General features: G+C 45.8%; 12 protein-coding genes. 8 read left to right on the top strand and 4 right to left on the bottom strand.

Annotated features, from left to right (window positions below; all coding sequences use genetic code 11):
- The first annotated feature begins 89 nt into the window (after nucleotides 1–89).
- Entirely contained in the window at nucleotides 90–1,076 is a 987-nt protein-coding gene (locus A28LD_RS02055) for a YeiH family protein (protein WP_007419396.1), read from the top strand.
- Between the two features lie 61 nt (nucleotides 1,077–1,137).
- On the opposite strand, the gene A28LD_RS02050 is transcribed toward A28LD_RS02055, so the two are convergent.
- Both A28LD_RS02050 and dbpA read right to left on the bottom strand, forming a co-directional pair.
- Nucleotides 1,138–1,755 carry a glutathione S-transferase family protein gene (locus A28LD_RS02050; RefSeq protein ID WP_007419395.1) on the bottom strand — a complete coding sequence of 206 codons (618 nt, stop codon included), beginning with the start codon at nucleotides 1,753–1,755 and terminating at the stop codon, nucleotides 1,138–1,140.
- A gap of 36 nt (nucleotides 1,756–1,791) precedes the next feature.
- Nucleotides 1,792–3,186, bottom strand: coding sequence for an ATP-dependent RNA helicase DbpA (gene dbpA / locus A28LD_RS02045; RefSeq protein WP_007419394.1), 1,395 nt, complete (start codon nucleotides 3,184–3,186; stop codon nucleotides 1,792–1,794).
- Between the two features lie 382 nt (nucleotides 3,187–3,568).
- Between dbpA and A28LD_RS02040 the strand changes: the two genes are divergently transcribed.
- The 7 genes from A28LD_RS02040 to prpF all read left to right on the top strand — a co-directional run bounded on the left by A28LD_RS02040 (nucleotide 3,569) and on the right by prpF (nucleotide 15,225).
- Nucleotides 3,569–6,604: a ligand-binding sensor domain-containing diguanylate cyclase gene (locus A28LD_RS02040; RefSeq protein WP_158091780.1), complete on the top strand. Its 3,036-nt coding sequence runs from the start codon at nucleotides 3,569–3,571 to the stop codon at nucleotides 6,602–6,604.
- 235 nt (nucleotides 6,605–6,839) lie between these two features.
- Entirely contained in the window at nucleotides 6,840–8,426 is a 1,587-nt protein-coding gene (locus A28LD_RS02035) for an ABC-F family ATPase (protein WP_007419392.1), read from the top strand.
- A gap of 181 nt (nucleotides 8,427–8,607) precedes the next feature.
- Nucleotides 8,608–9,309, top strand: a complete 702-nt coding sequence (locus tag A28LD_RS02030; protein WP_007419391.1) for a GntR family transcriptional regulator — start codon at nucleotides 8,608–8,610, stop codon at nucleotides 9,307–9,309.
- Nucleotides 9,293–10,171: a methylisocitrate lyase gene (prpB, locus tag A28LD_RS02025; protein ID WP_007419390.1), complete on the top strand. Its 879-nt coding sequence runs from the start codon at nucleotides 9,293–9,295 to the stop codon at nucleotides 10,169–10,171. The genes A28LD_RS02030 and prpB overlap by 17 nt, the downstream gene beginning before the upstream one ends.
- A gap of 93 nt (nucleotides 10,172–10,264) precedes the next feature.
- Nucleotides 10,265–11,389: a bifunctional 2-methylcitrate synthase/citrate synthase gene (prpC, locus tag A28LD_RS02020; RefSeq protein WP_007419389.1), complete on the top strand. Its 1,125-nt coding sequence runs from the start codon at nucleotides 10,265–10,267 to the stop codon at nucleotides 11,387–11,389.
- 82 nt (nucleotides 11,390–11,471) lie between these two features.
- Nucleotides 11,472–14,063 carry a Fe/S-dependent 2-methylisocitrate dehydratase AcnD gene (gene acnD, locus A28LD_RS02015; protein WP_007419388.1) on the top strand — a complete coding sequence of 864 codons (2,592 nt, stop codon included), beginning with the start codon at nucleotides 11,472–11,474 and terminating at the stop codon, nucleotides 14,061–14,063.
- Complete coding sequence (gene prpF / locus A28LD_RS02010) at nucleotides 14,056–15,225, top strand: 2-methylaconitate cis-trans isomerase PrpF (RefSeq protein ID WP_007419387.1); 1,170 nt, start codon at nucleotides 14,056–14,058, stop codon at nucleotides 15,223–15,225. The genes acnD and prpF overlap by 8 nt, the downstream gene beginning before the upstream one ends.
- 94 nt (nucleotides 15,226–15,319) lie before the next feature.
- Here prpF and A28LD_RS02005 read toward each other — a convergent pair whose 3' ends face one another.
- Both A28LD_RS02005 and A28LD_RS02000 read right to left on the bottom strand, forming a co-directional pair.
- Entirely contained in the window at nucleotides 15,320–15,820 is a 501-nt protein-coding gene (locus A28LD_RS02005) for a DUF1543 domain-containing protein (protein ID WP_007419386.1), read from the bottom strand.
- A 69-nt stretch (nucleotides 15,821–15,889) separates the two neighbouring features.
- Entirely contained in the window at nucleotides 15,890–17,194 is a 1,305-nt protein-coding gene (locus A28LD_RS02000) for a hypothetical protein (RefSeq protein ID WP_007419385.1), read from the bottom strand.
- Nucleotides 17,195–17,269 lie beyond the last annotated feature (75 nt).

Here is a 17,269-nt window from a genome sequence, read left to right as displayed (position 1 = left end):
GCTCGGCTTTCTACTATCTATGTATCAAATACTGTATATTCTTTGCTATTAGAAGGTAAGCGAACATAACCACAGCAACCGGAGCTTAAATGCAAGTTATCGCTTTGAAACATATTATTTTTCTGTTTGTTGGGCTGCTTTGTTTAACTCCGCTGATATCCTCATCTTTAGCGTTAGTGCTAGGGTTAACGATGGCACTGCTCAAATGGGTTCCACCACAAATTAACCCAGCGAAATTGGTGAAAAAACTACTAGCGATTTCAATTGTTGGGCTAGGTTTTGGCGTAAGTTTTGCTGCGGCTAAATCGGCAGCACTCACTAGTTTGCCGATGATAGTGGTGTTCATCGTGGTTACCTTGTTGCTGGCGTTAGGCTTTTCGCGTTTACTGCAAATGGACAGAAAAACGGGCACTTTGATTGGTGCTGGTACTGCGATTTGCGGTGGTAGCGCGGTGGCCGCTGTGGCGCCTACTATCCAAGCCCGCCCGGATCAAATTGCCGTAGCGCTCGGTTGTGTATTTGTATTGAATGCAGTGGGTTTAATTGTTTTCCCACTGGTAGGCCATTGGCTCGCCATGAGCCCACAAGAGTTTGGTATTTGGGCGGCGATTGCTATTCATGATACTTCTTCGGTAGTGGGTGCTGCAGAGGTGTATAGCAGCGATTCGATTGAAGTTGCCACTTCAGTAAAGCTGTTGCGGGCGCTTGCTATTGCGCCTTTGGCGGTGCTCTCGGCGTTTGTGTATCAACGCGTTCAGCAAAGTAGGGCAGCACAAGCTTCAGCCTCAGGTGATGTAGGAAGGGTTTCCGAGGCAAAGCCGAAAGTGCAGTTGATACCTACCTTCATAATTTTTTATGTGTTGGCGATAGTGATTGCTAACTTACTACCTCAGGGTGAAATGCTGTATACCGAAATTTTCAATTGGGCCAAGCGTTTGCTAGTGGTGTGTTTGTATTTGGTGGGTGCTTCAATGTCGCTAAATATTATTCGCCAGGCTGGCTTTAAGCCAATGCTGCTGGCGGTAGTGCTTTGGCTAATTGTTTCGGTAGCTTCGCTGCTTTGGATTATGTGGTAACCGCAAGTTAGCTTGAATAGCTCAAAGCCACATAATCCATAAGCTGCAGTGTTAACAATGCTTAAACTTTAGCGCTTTCTCTAGCATGAATACGATCGTGCCATGCTTTTAGATGAGGGCGATCATCACCTACGCGCAGGCCAATAGTTTTACCAAATTGTACCGTGGTGTATGTATTAATATCGGCAGCGGTAAAACGTTCGCAGCAAACAAACTCGTTGTTGGCGAAGTGTGCATCTAGAAAATCAAAAAACTCAACGGCTTTACCGCGGCATTCTTCTGCCCATTCTTTAATACAGTTCATACGATCGTTGAAATAGCCACTTCCGTGCTGGAAACTCATACCGGTAGGCATAAATAAGTAGAAATCTATCCAGCGCAGCCATTGCTCGATAACAGCTTTCTCAAGCGCGGTATCGCCTAACAGGCTTTGGGTTTCTGGGTGCGCTTCTTCAATGTAGCGGCAAATAGCCATGGTTTCAGAGATAAAAATACCGTCGTCGGTTTCTAATACAGGCACCTTTTTCATTGGGTTCTTGGCCACAAAATTGGGCTTAAGGTTATCGCCCTTTTGTAAATCCATTTCTATCCGCTCAACCTTATCGAGTAAGCCTTTTTCAGCAAGAAACATGCGCACTCTTCGAGGGTTTGGTGCTACTGCCATTTCATATAATTTCATGGTTTTCCCTTATTTCTAGGCTGCTAATATTATTAACTAACGTACACGAAAAGCGCGGAAACTGCGGCCTTTCAAACGATTATTATTAAATATATGCAGGGCCACACGCTCTTTGCCCGGGGTAACGGCTACATAACTCCAAGCGGCTTGTACCTGAATTTTTCCAATCTCGCTAAACGGCACTTGATCATCTTTGGTAAGGGCACCCACAATATCACCCGGGCGCAATTTATGCTTTTTACCACCTAGTATTTGAATCGTGATCATTGCTGCTTCCAGTGGTGGGCGAGTTAATAACTTTTGTTCAGGTAGCTGCTGTAGCTCAATACGATATTGTTGATTTTGTTTGGCTAGCAGATCTTCGATTAGGCTTAAGCCATGTTCTTCGCCTTCACCTACCAAAGTAACAGCAAGGCCTTCAGCGCCCGCTCGGCCGGTGCGGCCAATTCGATGCACGTGAGTATCGGTATCGTGGGCAATTTCTGAATTTAGAACTAAATCTAGGTCAGTAATATCGAGCCCGCGTGCGGCAACATCGGTTGCTACTAACACGCGCGCACTCCGGTTATTAAATTGCACCAACGTTTGATCGCGATCTTTTTGCTCTAAATCACCGTGCAGTGCAAGTGCGCTGTAGCCTTGCGTTCGCAAGCTATCGGCCATCGCTTGAGTAGCCTTTTTGGTATTACAAAACACCACACAACTGGCTGGCTGATATTCTTGCAGAATGCGTTTCACCGCGTTATCGCGTGGTACACCATTTAGGCTATAAAACACCTGGCGAATGCTGCTTTGTTCTGGAGCATCGGCCACGATAATGGTTTCTGGTTCTTTTAAAAGGCCAGCGGCAAGCTGTTCAATTTGTGGCGGATAAGTGGCACTAAACAATAGCGTTTGCCGCGTGCTTGGCGTTGCTTTGGTGATGGCTTTTAAATCGTCTTGAAAGCCCATTTCTAACATGCGGTCGGCTTCATCAAGCACCAATGTAGTAAGCTCAGAAAAATCGATGCGATGATTATTTAAATGATCAAGAATTCGGCCGGGTGTGCCCACAATAATGTGTGCGCCGTGCTCGAGCGATATTATCTGCGCCCGCTGTGGCACCCCACCACATAACGTAAGTACTTTGATGTTGTGCATGCCGCGGCCAATAGTACGTATTTCTTCAGCTACTTGGTCGGCGAGTTCGCGAGTAGGGCATAACACTAAACTTTGCACGCGAAAGCGCTGTATGTTGAGCTTTTGCAATAAGCCAAGGGCAAACGCCGCGGTTTTTCCAGAGCCTGTTCGCGCCTGAACTATTACATCTTTACCCGCTAAAACGTGAGGTAAAGCTTGCGCTTGTACGGGCGTGGTTTCATTGTAATTAAGCTCATCGAGCGTAGTAAGTAAGGGAGCTGCGAGAGGCAATGCGGTGAATGCTGATGTCATTTAAATTCCTTGGTCAAACCTTGGGCAAAGTACTGAAATCAGAGCCTTTGGCCTGATATTTGCGATATGAGCCAGTATAGCAAACATACAAGGCATGCGTATCTAGCAAGTTTTGTTAAAACTAATCTGAATTGATTTGATTTGCATCAGTATCAGGAAGTGCTAAGTTCACTATTATAGATTTTAGCTAACAGAGGCAACCAGAAGCGCAGTGCAACTTTCGTGCTTACCGCATCTGATATGTCGGCTGTAAAAAACCCAATAATAAATACTACCCATAGTAATACCTTGATTATTAGCGAATAGACGGTGTGCCGTTAAAATCGAGGCTGCACTTTAAGGAAAAAGGCAGATGCGATGCGCCAAACATAATAAGAATCACATGCAGAAAATTTGGTTATTAGGAACGGCAATTTTTCTCAGTTTACTGGGAGGCACAAATGTTTCTGCGGTACATGCCAATGAAAATGGCGATATAAATTCACAGGTTAGTTCATCAGCACTTGAACATTCACTGAAACCATTTTCGCGTAATAGCAAACCCCTTTCACAATACGCGCTAAGCCATTGGAACACTCGCGATGGCTTGCCGCACAATTCAGTTAATGGCATCACCCAAACTAATGATGGTTATCTTTGGCTAGGCACATGGGAAGGCCCAGTGCGTTTTAACGGCCGAGATTTTACCGTGTTCGATAACCTCGATGAGTTAAAAGTGCCGGAACTCGGTGTGATGGGCATAGCCCTCAACCGCGAAACTAACGAAATCGTTATTGGCGGCCCGCGCGGGGGTATTTCTAGGTTTAATGGTGAACGTTGGCAACCACTTCCTGCAGCACCTTCTTTTATATTCAGTATTCTTGTGGATAGTGAACAAAATGTGTGGGCTGCAGCCTCCGGGGCTGGCTTTGTTCGTTATGATACAGAAGCGAATATGCATCGCTATCAACAAGCGGAAGGCTTACCGAGTAATTTTGCTTACCATGTTTATGAGGCGCCTGCTGTTGCCGGGCGAGATCGCGAAATTTGGGTTGGTACTAGTGCAGGGTTAGCTCGCTATGAACGCGAAACAGATCGTTTCGAGGCTGTTGCAGCAGTGAGTGGCAGCCAAGTGCGTGCGGTGTTGCAGCATTCTAACGGCATGTTGTTAGCGGCAAGTGATGATGGGCTTTTTTATCAAAGTAAGGCGGACACTGAATTTAAGCCATGGCCAGTGCCTATAGAGGGCACGATTACGAGTTTAGCTGAGGGCCCAAATCATGCGATTTGGTTTGGCACTTTAACTAACGGGTTGGGCCGCATCAGTGATTCGGGTATTAGCACGTTATCGGTTCAGGATGGGCTACCAAACCCTCATGTGCTTGATATTTTTAAAGATCGCGAAGATAACATGTGGGTTTCCACCCACGGTGGCTTAGTGCAGTTACGCGATGCTTTATTCACTAGCTTTACTCGCACTCAGGGCCTAGTGGGTAATTATGTGCGAGCAACAATGGCAGATCAGAAACGCCGGCTATGGGTAGGTACAAATGAGGGGGTGAGCCGTTTTGAGAATATGGAATTAGGATTAGTTTCTGCAGAGCTTAAAGATATCTCGGTATTGGCTTTTGGCGAAGATCCAGAAAGTGATGCGTATTATGTGGGTTCGTATACTCACGGTTTGCTACAGGTTATCGACGATAAAATAACAGCAAGGTATGGCCGAGCGAATGGAATGCCCTTGGCTGAAGTGCGGGCGATTCAAAAGTTACCGGGCTCAGAATACCTAGCACTGGGAACTCCTATCGGGTTGGTTATTATGCATGCTCGCCCGGGAGAGTTAACTCACGTAAGAACATTCGGTTTGGATGATGGTTTAATCGACCCAACCATTACGGGTTTAGAATTGGATGAAAATGGTAATTTATGGGCTGCATCAACGGCAGGTATTTCGAAAATTCATACGAACGGAGTTTATAGTTCAGTAGATGAGTGGCAAATTGAAGCTATTAATCTGGATGAAATAACGCTAGCACGAAATACGTTTGCCGCTTTATCTCATAAAAGAAATATGTGGTTTGCAACCGATCGTGGTGTGCTGGTTTATTCTGCCGCCGATTGTTCTGCGAATGATATAACAGCAGAATATGCATCGCTGGGGTTATCTCATTCATCAAATCCAGAGTGCTGGCGCTGGCTCAGCCGCAGAAATGGTATGCCGCTGGATAAGTATTTCTCTTTAGCTTTTGATACTGATGAAAATTTGTGGCTGGGTAGTAGTCGAGGAATAACCAGAGTGAGCCGAGCGAATGTTGAACGTTGGCTGGAAAACCCGGAGGCCATGGTAACAACTAACCAGTACCTTGAATCAGATGGTATGGCGAGTAGCCAAGTAAATACCGGCGGGCCTTCATCGGTGATAGATGACGATGGCCATATTTGGTATGCAACTGCTGAGGGTGTGGCTGTTATAGCGCCTGAAGATTTTGATAGCCATGGGCTTAGCGCACCGCCTTTAGTGATTGAAAAAGCGCGTTCAAATGCTGGCGAATTCTTTTCTGGCGCAAGGTTAAAGGCCGATGATGATCGTATAGAATTTCAATATATTGGCTTGGGTTATCGTATGGCTGCGCACATTCAATATCAAGTGAAACTGGCTGGCTTCGATGATGAATGGATCTCTCGGGGTAGCTTCACGTTTGCCGAATATACCAGTTTGCCGCCCGGCGAATTTACCTTTTCGGTACGTAGCCGTTATCCGGGGGGTGGTTGGTCGGATAGTGTTGATATTAGCTTTAGTAAAGCCCCCCATTATTATCAAACTTGGTGGTTCTGGTTGGTAGTTGTGGCTGCTATTTTTGCGTTGATTTGGCATCGAGTGCGAAGCCTTCATAAAAATCAGGAGCGGCTTGAACGATTAGTTGAGGAAAAAACTGCGGCACTTGAGGCCTTGGCACACGAAGATGCGCTTACAGGTTTGCCGAATCGGCGGGCGTTTGATCAACGTTTGCAACTGGAAGTAAAACGTAGTTTGCGTAATGGTGCCAAACTGAGTTTAGCGGTTCTAGATTTAGACCATTTCAAACAAGTTAACGATCAATATCTGCACGAAGCCGGTGATCGAGTGTTACAAAAACTAGCTCAAGTATTAACTAGTGCAGTGCGCGAAGTTGATTATGTTGCCCGCTGGGGTGGCGAAGAATTTGCAATTTTATTCCCAGGCTCTGGATGCGAAGAATCACAAGATATTTGTGAGCGAATTCGGCAAGCTATTGAGGGTACTGATTTTGCTGATATCAACAACGGCATTCACATAACTGCAAGTATTGGCGTTGCTGAGCTAGACGATGATTTTGATTATCAAAGCCTTATGGTGAGAGCAGATAAAGCTCTATACGAAGCGAAAGGCTCTGGCCGCAATACAACTCGTTGCGGTTAACGCGGCTGGTTAGTATGTTTGGCGCTCAAACGGCTAACTAATAAACACGCCAATACATAGCTTGCGGTAATTATCTTAACTGCCGCGAGCCCTTTCACCTTGCTTATTTACGTTAAAAAGAGTACATTACGGCGCTCAAATTTTGTGCGTTCCCCCTCGGTAACAAACTAGCGTTCGCGTTAGCACCTAGATGGCCACCACATTCCGTTTTCTTCGTTTTTTGGATACTCAATACGTGATTTCTGCTGCAAACATCACCATGCAATTTGGTGCAAAACCGCTTTTCGAAAATATTTCCGTGAAATTTGGCCAAGGTAACCGTTACGGTTTAATTGGCGCGAATGGTTGTGGCAAATCTACCTTTATGCGTATTTTAAGCGGTGAGCTTGAGCCTTCTGCCGGAAATATTTCTGTAGAGCCTAATATGCGCGTGGGTAAATTACGCCAGGATCAATTTGCTTACGAAGATTTTTCAGTGATTGATACCGTGCTGATGGGCCATGAAGATCTTTGGACAGTAAAAGTTGAGCGCGACCGCATTTATAGTAACCCTGAAATGAGCGATGAAGATGGAATGCGCGTTGCTGATTTAGAAGTGCAATTCGCTGAGCTTGATGGTTATACCGCAGAATCTCGTGCTGGTGAGTTGTTATTAGGTGTTGGTATCCCTGAAGATCAACATTGGGGCCTGATGTCGGAAATAGCTCCGGGCATGAAATTACGCGTATTATTAACGCAGGTTCTGTTTGCTGAGCCAGATATTATGTTGCTCGATGAGCCTACCAACAACCTTGATATCAATACTATTCGTTGGCTAGAAGATGTATTGAATCAACGCCAGTGCACCATGATTATTATTTCGCACGATCGGCATTTTTTAAATAGTGTGTGCTCGCATATGGCTGATATTGATTACGGCGAGTTGCGGGTATACCCGGGTAACTATGATCAATATATGTTTGCGGCCACTCAGGCGCGTGAGCAATTGCTTTCTGATAATGCGAAAAAGAAAGATAAAATTGCTGAACTACAGAGCTTCGTAAGCCGTTTCTCGGCAAATGCTTCAAAAGCTAAACAAGCTACCTCGCGGGCAAAGCAGATTGAAAAAATTCAGCTTTCAGAAGTGAAAGCTTCAAGCCGAGTAAACCCGTTTATTCGCTTCGATCAGGATAAGCAGCTTTATCGGTTAGCTTTAGAATTAACAGAAGTGAAAAAGAGCTTTGATGATAATCATGTTCTTAAAGGGTTATCTACCGTAATCGAGGTAGGCGAAAAAGTAGCTATTTTGGGCGCCAACGGTATTGGTAAAACCACATTGCTAAAATGTTTGATGGGTGATTACACACCTGATTCCGGTACTGTGAAATGGTCGGAAAATGCAAATATCGGCTATTATGCGCAGGATCATGCGCATATGTTTAAAAGCAAAATGAATGTACTCGATTGGATGATGCAATGGAAAAAGCCTTCAGATGATGAGCAATCGGTGCGTGGCGTGCTTGGCCGTATGCTGTTCTCGCAAGATGATATCGCCAAGCCTGTAAGTATTCTTTCTGGTGGTGAAAAAGGCCGTATGATTTTCGGCAAGCTAATTCTGCAACGGCCCAATATTTTAGTGATGGATGAGCCAACTAACCACTTGGATATGGAATCGATTGAATCATTGAATTTAGCCTTGGAAAAATATGTGGGTACTTTGATTTTCGTAAGCCACGATCGTGAGTTTGTTTCATCGCTAGCTACGCGTATTATCGAGATTACCGATAACGGCTTACGTGATTTCTCGGGTAGTTATGATGATTACCTGAAAACATTAAACTAAGCTGCACTACCAAGATCTTTGCTAATAAACGATAACGGCCATATAAATTCATATTTATGTGGCCGTTTTGCGTTCAGTACTTGTAAACAGGTCTACTTGCTACATATTGTCGACAATCTGCCTTGAATAGAGGTTGATGAATCACTATAATTAGCGTTCTGTTTAATTATGTCGACAATCTATGCCTATTCAAAGTCCAGTGTGGCGTTCGCCGATTACCGCTTCAGATCGCGTGCTGTTAGAAATACAGCGCGCTATCGTTGAGGGTGATATTCCGGCGGGAAGCAAAATTAGTGAACCGGAATTAGCGCGCCGCTTTAATGTAAGCCGCGCTCCACTGCGTGAGGCGCTGGCGCGGCTAGAACGTTGCCATTTAATTGAACGAACACCGAATGCGGGTGCCCGAGTAGTTAAGCTTTCTCCTGAAGGGTTACTTTCTTTATATCAATTACGTGAAGAGCTTGAAGGTTTGGCGTGCCGTTTGGCAGCTGAGAACATGCCAGAACACGAAGTTGACGAACTCAGTGCGCTGCTTGATCAGCATCTTAACAGCCAGCGAGTTCGTGAAGGCGAGAGTTACTACCAAGAAGAAGGCGATTTAGATTTTCATTATCGAATTATTTTAGGTAGCAAAAACGCATATCTCATCAATATTCTCTGCGATGAACTATATTTTTTAGTTCGTATGTATCGTGTTCAATTAGGGATGAATGGCCCTCGCGTTTCCAGAGCATTTGATGAACATAAAGCCATTATTACCGCCATTGCGAATCGTGATGGCGAACTAGCCGATTTATTGATGCGCCGCCATATCGGTGCTTCACGCAAAAACATCGAAATTCAACTTCTACAAATGAGGAATGAACATGACATCAGTAACTAGTGCGGGCGCAAAGCTACGCCAAGCGATAGCACAAGAACAGCCATTACAAATTGTGGGTACTATTAACGCTTATACCGCAATGATGGCGGAACGTGTTGGCCACAAGGCACTCTATTTATCAGGTGCAGGTGTTGCTAATGCATCGTTTGGTTTACCCGATCTGGGTATGACATCGTTGAATGATGTTTGTGAAGATATTCGCCGCATTACCGGTGCTACCGATGTACCTTTATTAGTAGATGCCGATACGGGCTGGGGTGGCGCATTTAACATTTCGCGCACCGTGAAAGAAATGACTCGCGCGGGCGCTGCTGGCTTCCATATTGAAGACCAAGTTGCACAAAAACGTTGTGGCCACCGCCCGAACAAAGAAATAGTAACTCAAGGTGAAATGGTTGATCGGGTAAAAGCGGCAGTAGATGCGCGCACCGATGACCAGTTTTTAATCATGGCGCGCACTGATGCGTTGCAGCAAGAGGGTTTAGAAGCAGCGATTGAACGAGCTCAGGCTTGTGTTGAAGCCGGTGCTGATGCCATTTTCGCTGAGGCAGTGCACACTCTAGAGCAATATCAAGCATTTACCAAAGCGTTAAATGTTCCGGTGTTAGCGAATATAACTGAGTTTGGTGCAACACCGTTGTTCAACAAAGACGAGTTAGCCGGGGTTGGTGTGGAAATGGTATTATATCCATTAAGCGCATTCCGGGCGATGAACAAAGCGGCGCTAAATGTTTATGAAAATATTCTAGCTAAAGGTGATCAGAAAGATGTGGTAGAGAGCATGCAAACACGTGCCGAGCTTTATGATTTCTTGAATTACCACTCATTTGAAGAAAAGCTAGATAGCTTATTTAAAAAGTAATTTGGCTTAAAAAAATAGTTTGCCGCGCAGGATATTGCAGCGCGAAAAATGAAAACATAAAGAATTGATGAATATAATGAAGAGGATTAAATAATGTCAGAGAAAAAATTAGGCGGAGCCGGGTTACGCGGCCAAGTAGCAGGCGAAACAGCGCTTTGCACAGTAGGTAAAACTGGTTCTGGTTTAACTTACTGTGGTTATGATATTTCTGAGTTAGCAGAAAAAGTTAGCTTTGAAGAAGTGGCTTATTTATTGGCGCACAGCGAATTACCAAATGAAAGCCAATTGGCTGAATATAAAGCGCGCTTGAAATCGCAACGAGGCTTACCTGCTCCGTTGAAAGATGTGTTAGAACGTATTCCAGCTGATGCGCACCCTATGGATGTGTTGCGTACCGGTTGTTCATTCTTGGGAAACATTGAGCCAGAAGCTGATTTCAGCGGGGCTGATAAAGCAATTGAGCGCATGCTAGCAAGCTTCCCAAGTATGCTTTTATATTGGTACCGTTTCAGCCACGATGGCGTGCGCATTGAAACCGAAACTAATGAAGATTCAATTGGTGCACACTTCTTGCGTTTATTGCACGGCGAATCACCTTCAGAACTGCATGCAGCGGTAATGAACACTTCGTTGATTCTGTATGCAGAGCACGAATTTAATGCCTCAACCTTCACGGCTCGGGTATGTGCTTCCACACTTTCAGATATCCACTCTTGTGTTACGGGTGCCATTGGTTCTTTGCGCGGCCCACTCCACGGTGGTGCCAACGAAGCGGCTATGGAACTGATTGAAGATATGAAAGATGCCGACGATGCAGAGAAAACTCTGGTAGGCATGCTGGAACGTAAAGAAAAGATTATGGGCTTCGGCCATGCCGTTTACAGCGAGTTTGATCCGCGTAACGATGTAATCAAAGCTTGGTCGAAAAAGCTCGCTGATGAATTCGGTGATACCCGTTTATATGATGTATCAGTGCGTTGTGAAGAAGTAATGTGGCGCGAGAAAAAGTTATTCCCGAATGCTGATTTCTTCCACGCTTCTGCGTATCACTTCATGGGCATTCCTACCAAGCTATTCACCCCGATCTTTGTAATGTCGCGGGTAACTGGCTGGACAGCTCACGTGAAAGAGCAACGCGCGAATAACCGCATTATTCGCCCAAGTGCTGATTACACCGGCCCTGAGCCACGTAAAGTTCCGGCAATCAACGAACGTTAATTGGCACAGTAGGGAGAAGCTTCGGTTTCTCCCTAGTTTTTTCTGCCTTCCAACTCTCTAACAACATAAGTTGTGGTTGATTATGAATACTGAATATCGCAAAACACTAGCTGGCACTAACTTAGAATACTTCGATACCCGCGCTGCGGTAGAAACTATTCAGCCAGGTGCCTATGAAAAATTGCCATACACTTCACGTGTATTGGCTGAAAACTTAGTTCGCCGTTGCCCGCCTGAGCAATTAACTCCGGCGTTGAAACAAATTATCGAACGCAAGCGTGATCTTGATTTCCCTTGGTATCCGGCGCGCGTAGTTTGTCACGATATTTTAGGGCAAACCGCATTGGTTGATTTAGCCGGCTTACGTGATGCAATAGCCCAAAAAGGCGGCGATCCAGCCAAAGTAAACCCAGTTGTGCCAACTCAACTTATAGTTGATCACTCGTTGGCTGTTGAGCATGCAGGTTTTGATACCGATGCATTTGAGAAAAACCGCGCGATTGAAGATCGCCGAAACGATGATCGCTTCCACTTTATTAACTGGACAAAAACTGCGTTTAAAAATGTAGATGTAATTCCTCCAGGCAATGGCATTATGCACCAGATCAACCTTGAGAAAATGTCACCGGTTGTGCAAGTGCAAAACGGTGTAGCTTTTGTTGATACCTGTGTTGGTACCGATAGCCATACGCCAATGGTTGATGCCCTAGGTGTTATTTCGGTGGGTGTAGGTGGTTTAGAAGCCGAAAGCGTTATGCTGGGCCGTGCTTCTTACATGCGCTTGCCCGATATTATTGGTGTAGAGCTTACTGGTAAGTTGCGTGAAGGCATTACCAGTACCGATTTAGTGCTGGCGATTACTGAATTCTTGAGGAAAGAACGGGTAGTGGGCGCTTACTTAGAGTTTTACGGCGAAGGCGCCGATAAGCTTACCGTAGGCGATCGCGCAACTATTTCGAACATGACACCAGAATACGGTGCTACTGCCGCGATGTTCTATATTGATAAGCAAACCACTGATTATCTAACGCTTACGGGCCGTGATGATGATCAAGTTGCACTGGTAGAGAAGTTCGCCAAAGAAACCGGTTTATGGGCTGATAGCCTGAAAACGGCGGAGTACGAACGAATATTAAAGTTTGATTTATCATCAGTAAACCGCAACTTAGCCGGGCCTTCGAACCCTCACTCATTGTTACCTGCTTCTGAACTCGCTGCCCGTGGTATTTCCGGTGTGGTGGAAAATGAAGAAGGTAAAATGCCAGATGGTGCCTGCATTATTGCCGCGATTACCAGCTGTACCAATACGTCAAACCCACGCAACATGATTGCTGCCGGCTTAATCGCACGCAACGCGAATAAGCTTGGATTAACCCGCAAGTCATGGGTGAAAACCTCTTTAGCCCCGGGCTCAAAAACTGTAAAAATGTACTTGGAAGAAGCTAAATTATTACCAGAGCTAGAAACCCTTGGTTTTGGTGTCGTTGGCTTTGCTTGTACTACTTGTAACGGTATGAGTGGCGCGCTTGATCCGGTGATTCAGAAAGAAATTGTTGAACGCGATCTTTATGCTACCGCGGTACTTTCCGGTAACCGTAACTTTGATGGCCGTATTCACCCTTATGCGAAGCAAGCATTTTTGGCATCGCCACCTTTAGTAGTGGCTTACGCTATTGCCGGTACGATTCGCTTTGATATCGAAAAAGATGCACTTGGTTATGATGCCGATGGCAACCCGGTAACCTTGAAAGATATTTGGCCAAGTGATGCAGAAATCGATGAAATCGTGAAGAAAAGCGTTAAACCAGAACAGTTCCGAAAGGTTTACGACCCAATGTTTAATATTTCAGTAGATATGGGTGAAAAAACCGAGCCGCTATACAACTGGCGCCCGCAGAGCACCTACATTCGCCGCCCTCCTTATTGGGAAGGTGCGCTAGCAGGGGAGTTAAGCTTACGTGGTATGCGTGCCTTAGCAGTGCTTGGCGATAACATCACTACCGATCACCTTTCGCCTTCAAATGCGATTATGGCTGATAGCGCGGCCGGTGAATATTTAGCAAAAATGGGTGTTCCGGAAGAAGATTTCAACTCCTATGCTACCCACCGTGGTGATCACCTAACCGCACAACGCGCTACCTTTGCTAACCCGAAGCTCATCAACGAGATGGCAATAGTAGACGGGAAAGTGAAGCAAGGTTCGTTGGCCCGTGTTGAACCAGAAGGCAAAGTGGTGCGCATGTGGGAAGCAATTGAAACCTACATGGAACGTAAACAACCACTAATTATCATTGCCGGTGCTGATTATGGCCAAGGCTCTTCACGCGATTGGGCGGCGAAAGGCGTTCGCTTAGCGGGTGTTGAAGCCATTGCAGCAGAAGGTTTTGAGCGTATTCATCGTACTAATCTCCTTGGTATGGGTGTGTTACCGCTTGAATTTGCCGCTGGAACCACACGCAAAACGTTGGAAATTGATGGTACCGAAACCTTCGATGTTGAGGGAACGCCAAGCGCTGGTGCGCAGCTTACTTTGGTAATTCATCGCAAAAATGGCGAGCGGGTTGATGTTCCAGTGAAGTGCCGCTTAGATACGATGGAAGAAGTATCAATATTCGAAGCTGGCGGTGTGTTGCAGCGTTTCGCGCAAGATTTCTTGGAGTCGAGCGATGCATAAACCGCAAATGAAAATCGCTGCCACGTACATGCGTGGCGGCACTAGTAAAGGGGTGTTCTTCCGCCTCGATGATTTACCTGTAGAAGCACAGCAACCGGGGCCTGCCCGCGATGCTATTTTATTGCGGGTAATTGGCAGCCCCGATCCTTACGGTAAGCATACCGATGGTATGGGCGGCGCCACGTCGAGCACCAGCAAAACGGTTATTTTATCGAAAAGCGAAAGCGCGGAGCATGATGTTGATTACCTGTTCGGCCAAGTAGCTATTGATAAGCCTTTTATTGATTGGAGCGGCAATTGCGGCAATCTTACTTCTGCAGTTGGTTCGTTCGCGGTAACCAGTGGCCTTATTGATGCAAGCCGTGTTCCAGAGAATGGAACTGCTGTGGTGCGCATTTGGCAGGCGAACATCAAGAAAACCATTATTGCGCATGTGCCGATTACCAACGGCGAAGTACAAGAAACCGGTGATTTTGAGCTTGATGGGGTAACCTTCCCATCTGCAGAAGTGCCTATTGAGTTTATGGATCCAGCCGATGGTGAGGGTTCAATGTTCCCTACCGGAAACGTGATTGATGAACTGAATGTTCCGGGTGTAGGTACGTTTCAAGCAACCATGATTAACGCCGGCATTCCTACTATTTTTGTGAATGCGGCCGATATCGGTTATAGCGGCACAGAGCTGCAAGGCGCAATTAACGAAAATCCTGAAGCGCTTGCCATGTTCGAGAAGCTACGCGCTTATGGTGCCAAGCACATGGGCTTAATTCAATCGCTTGAAGAAGCGGAAGCGCGCCAGCACACGCCGAAAATAGCCTTTGTAGCACCACCGGAAAGTTATGTTTCCTCCAGTGGTAAGAACATTAATGCGGATGATATCGATTTGAATGTGCGCGCACTTTCAATGGGTAAGTTACATCACGCGATGATGGGCACGGCAGCGGTAGCCATCGGCACAGCGGCGGCGGTTCCGGGTACACTGGTGAACTTAGCGGCAGGCGGTGGTGAGCGCACGGCTGTTACCTTTGGGCACCCTTCGGGCACCTTACGGGTGGGCGCTGAAGCTAAGTTAGTAGATGGTGAGTGGCAAGTAACCAAAGCCATTATGAGCCGCAGCGCACGCGTTTTAATGGAAGGCTGGGTTCGCGTGCCTGTAGCCTAAGCCTACCTAGAGCTTCAACAAACAAAAAAGCCCCCTTGAATCTATGCAATTAGCGGCATGTTCAAGGGGGCTTTATTTTTTAGCATTAAAGTGCCTAGCCAATAACGTGATAACCCGCCCAGTCAGGTTGCAAAGCTTGCATGCCGCCATCGTGCTTGAGGTGAACATGCCAGCCACCGAGTAAATCAACCGCTAAACAATCATCAACGTTATAGAGATCGTCTTTGTGCTGCTCAATACTATCAGTGAGCAGCCGGCCTTTAGCAATGCGCTTTGCTTCATCGGCCGTTTCGGCAACACAAAGGGTGAAATCATGAAACTCCGGAATGCGCCCCGGGTAGTAACCGCCGAAGTTCACAAACCAAAGTTTCTGGGCTTGCGCTTGTGGCGTTTCGCTTAGTTGCACTTGATAGCCATCAACATGGTGAACAGCTAAATAGCTATCTAAGTGTAGCCCTTTCACGGTGCCAAACCACTGCTGGCGCAACGCGGGGTAACAATCTTCGATGGTTTCACCAACCACAAAGCGAATATCGTGCAACTCAATGTTTGCATTTGGCGCTGTGCCACCTAAATAAACCATAAATAGCTGCATTGTTCATTCCTTAATGTACGTGCTATTTTTTATTGCTCGTTATTATTGCCCGCTATAATAAGGCACCAACTAATCAGACCAACGCGTAACTAACCGCCCAATGGTTTCAAAGAAGCCAAGGTTAAACCGGCCGAATCGATGGAATAAACGCCATGCCACATAGAGTGCAAAAATAGCGTGCCAGAAAAAGCCTGTGTGTTGATAAATAGCTTTCACCATCGCCACCGCATTCAGCGATTTAATCATTTCCACATATGCTGGGTGATAGCTAAACGCAAAGCCACCCACCACTGCTAATACTACGAAAAACAACGTTATTTCGATTGCGACTATCCAAGGAATTGCGATTAATTTTGGAAACTTCGATCCAGAACGCCTGCTGGGGCTGGAAGTTGAACTAGTGCTAGAGCCCGAAGTTGGGGGTTTATAGTGCGGCACCCAGATATCACGCGCCGCAGTGTGATTCAGCCAGAGATCTTTTGAGCTATAGAACATTGGCTTAGTGAGTTCATAATCTTGTACTGCAAAGATTTTATCCCACCAGAATTTCAAGAACCGATAACAAGCTCGCAATGCCAAGAAGAGCGCGGAATGAAGCACTGAGGCCCAAAATAAACGAACGATCTTCGAAGCGTTGAGGGCCGGCACAAAAATGGCGATAACCAGTAATACAAAAAACAGCACAACCAACAATTTGGTGGCAGATTTGATGTTGAGGGTTCGATTTAAAAAATCGATAGCACGAATAAAGTAGGCATTATGAGCTTCGTACTGTTGTTGGGTTTTATTGTACTTTATAAATTTATCCGGGCGGCCTTTGCTGGCAATTAACACAAAGCTGTACAGTGCATAGCCCAGCAGAAGAGCTAATGTGCCGATAATCATAAATAAGGGCGATTGAATATTCTCGCTCGCTATTGCACCTGCCGGTAAGGTGAAAGCGCGCACAAACTGAATAAGCATATGGATATGAAAACTAAACTGCAGCGATTCTGTATATGCGGCCCAGCCTTGGTTTATTATGCCAAAAGCAGAAGTTATAGCCGCCACAATAAATAAACCAATAGCGGTGTATAAAAAGAATACAGCGAAAAAGAAGCGGGCTTCAAACTTAAAAGTAGTTGGGGTTACTTCGCCCTCGTAATGCAAAAAGAAGAACTTGTTTACGATAGGCTGGAAGAACATAAAGAAAAGCATGGGCCACGCCCAGAAAGCTAATGTTTTTATTACGCGTTCTACGATGAATTCCAACATGCCGGTGAATTCAGGGCGTAGCTGGAACACACTAAACTCCAACCAAAACACCAAAAGTAACGCAGTTATCAATAATAAGCGCCGGTTTAGTTGGCGCATGTGGCGGCGATAAACTTCCATATGGTCTCCGATATTTTTATTATTATGGGCTCATAAAGAGCAATCATATAATGCCAGAAATCACTGTGTAAGCTA

The sequence above is a fragment of the Idiomarina sp. A28L genome, assembly GCF_000218785.1.
Lineage (GTDB): Bacteria > Pseudomonadota > Gammaproteobacteria > Enterobacterales > Alteromonadaceae > Aliidiomarina.
Note: the sequence above shows the minus strand (reverse complement) of the source record. Positions and strands in the feature narration are given on the sequence as shown.

Excerpts from the sequence above, each read along its gene's own strand:
- A28LD_RS02005 (WP_007419386.1), bottom strand. The coding sequence starts at position 15,820 with ATGCAGCTATTTATGGTTTATTTAGGTGGCACAGCGCCAAATGCAAAC.
- acnD (WP_007419388.1), top strand. The coding sequence starts at position 11,472 with ATGAATACTGAATATCGCAAAACACTAGCTGGCACTAACTTAGAATAC.
- dbpA (WP_007419394.1), bottom strand. The coding sequence starts at position 3,186 with ATGACATCAGCATTCACCGCATTGCCTCTCGCAGCTCCCTTACTTACT.
- prpC (WP_007419389.1), top strand. The coding sequence starts at position 10,265 with ATGTCAGAGAAAAAATTAGGCGGAGCCGGGTTACGCGGCCAAGTAGCA.
- A28LD_RS02040 (WP_158091780.1), top strand. The coding sequence starts at position 3,569 with ATGCAGAAAATTTGGTTATTAGGAACGGCAATTTTTCTCAGTTTACTG.
- A28LD_RS02030 (WP_007419391.1), top strand. The coding sequence starts at position 8,608 with ATGCCTATTCAAAGTCCAGTGTGGCGTTCGCCGATTACCGCTTCAGAT.
- A28LD_RS02055 (WP_007419396.1), top strand. The coding sequence starts at position 90 with ATGCAAGTTATCGCTTTGAAACATATTATTTTTCTGTTTGTTGGGCTG.
- prpF (WP_007419387.1), top strand. The coding sequence starts at position 14,056 with ATGCATAAACCGCAAATGAAAATCGCTGCCACGTACATGCGTGGCGGC.
- A28LD_RS02000 (WP_007419385.1), bottom strand. The coding sequence starts at position 17,194 with ATGGAAGTTTATCGCCGCCACATGCGCCAACTAAACCGGCGCTTATTA.
- A28LD_RS02050 (WP_007419395.1), bottom strand. The coding sequence starts at position 1,755 with ATGAAATTATATGAAATGGCAGTAGCACCAAACCCTCGAAGAGTGCGC.
- prpB (WP_007419390.1), top strand. The coding sequence starts at position 9,293 with ATGACATCAGTAACTAGTGCGGGCGCAAAGCTACGCCAAGCGATAGCA.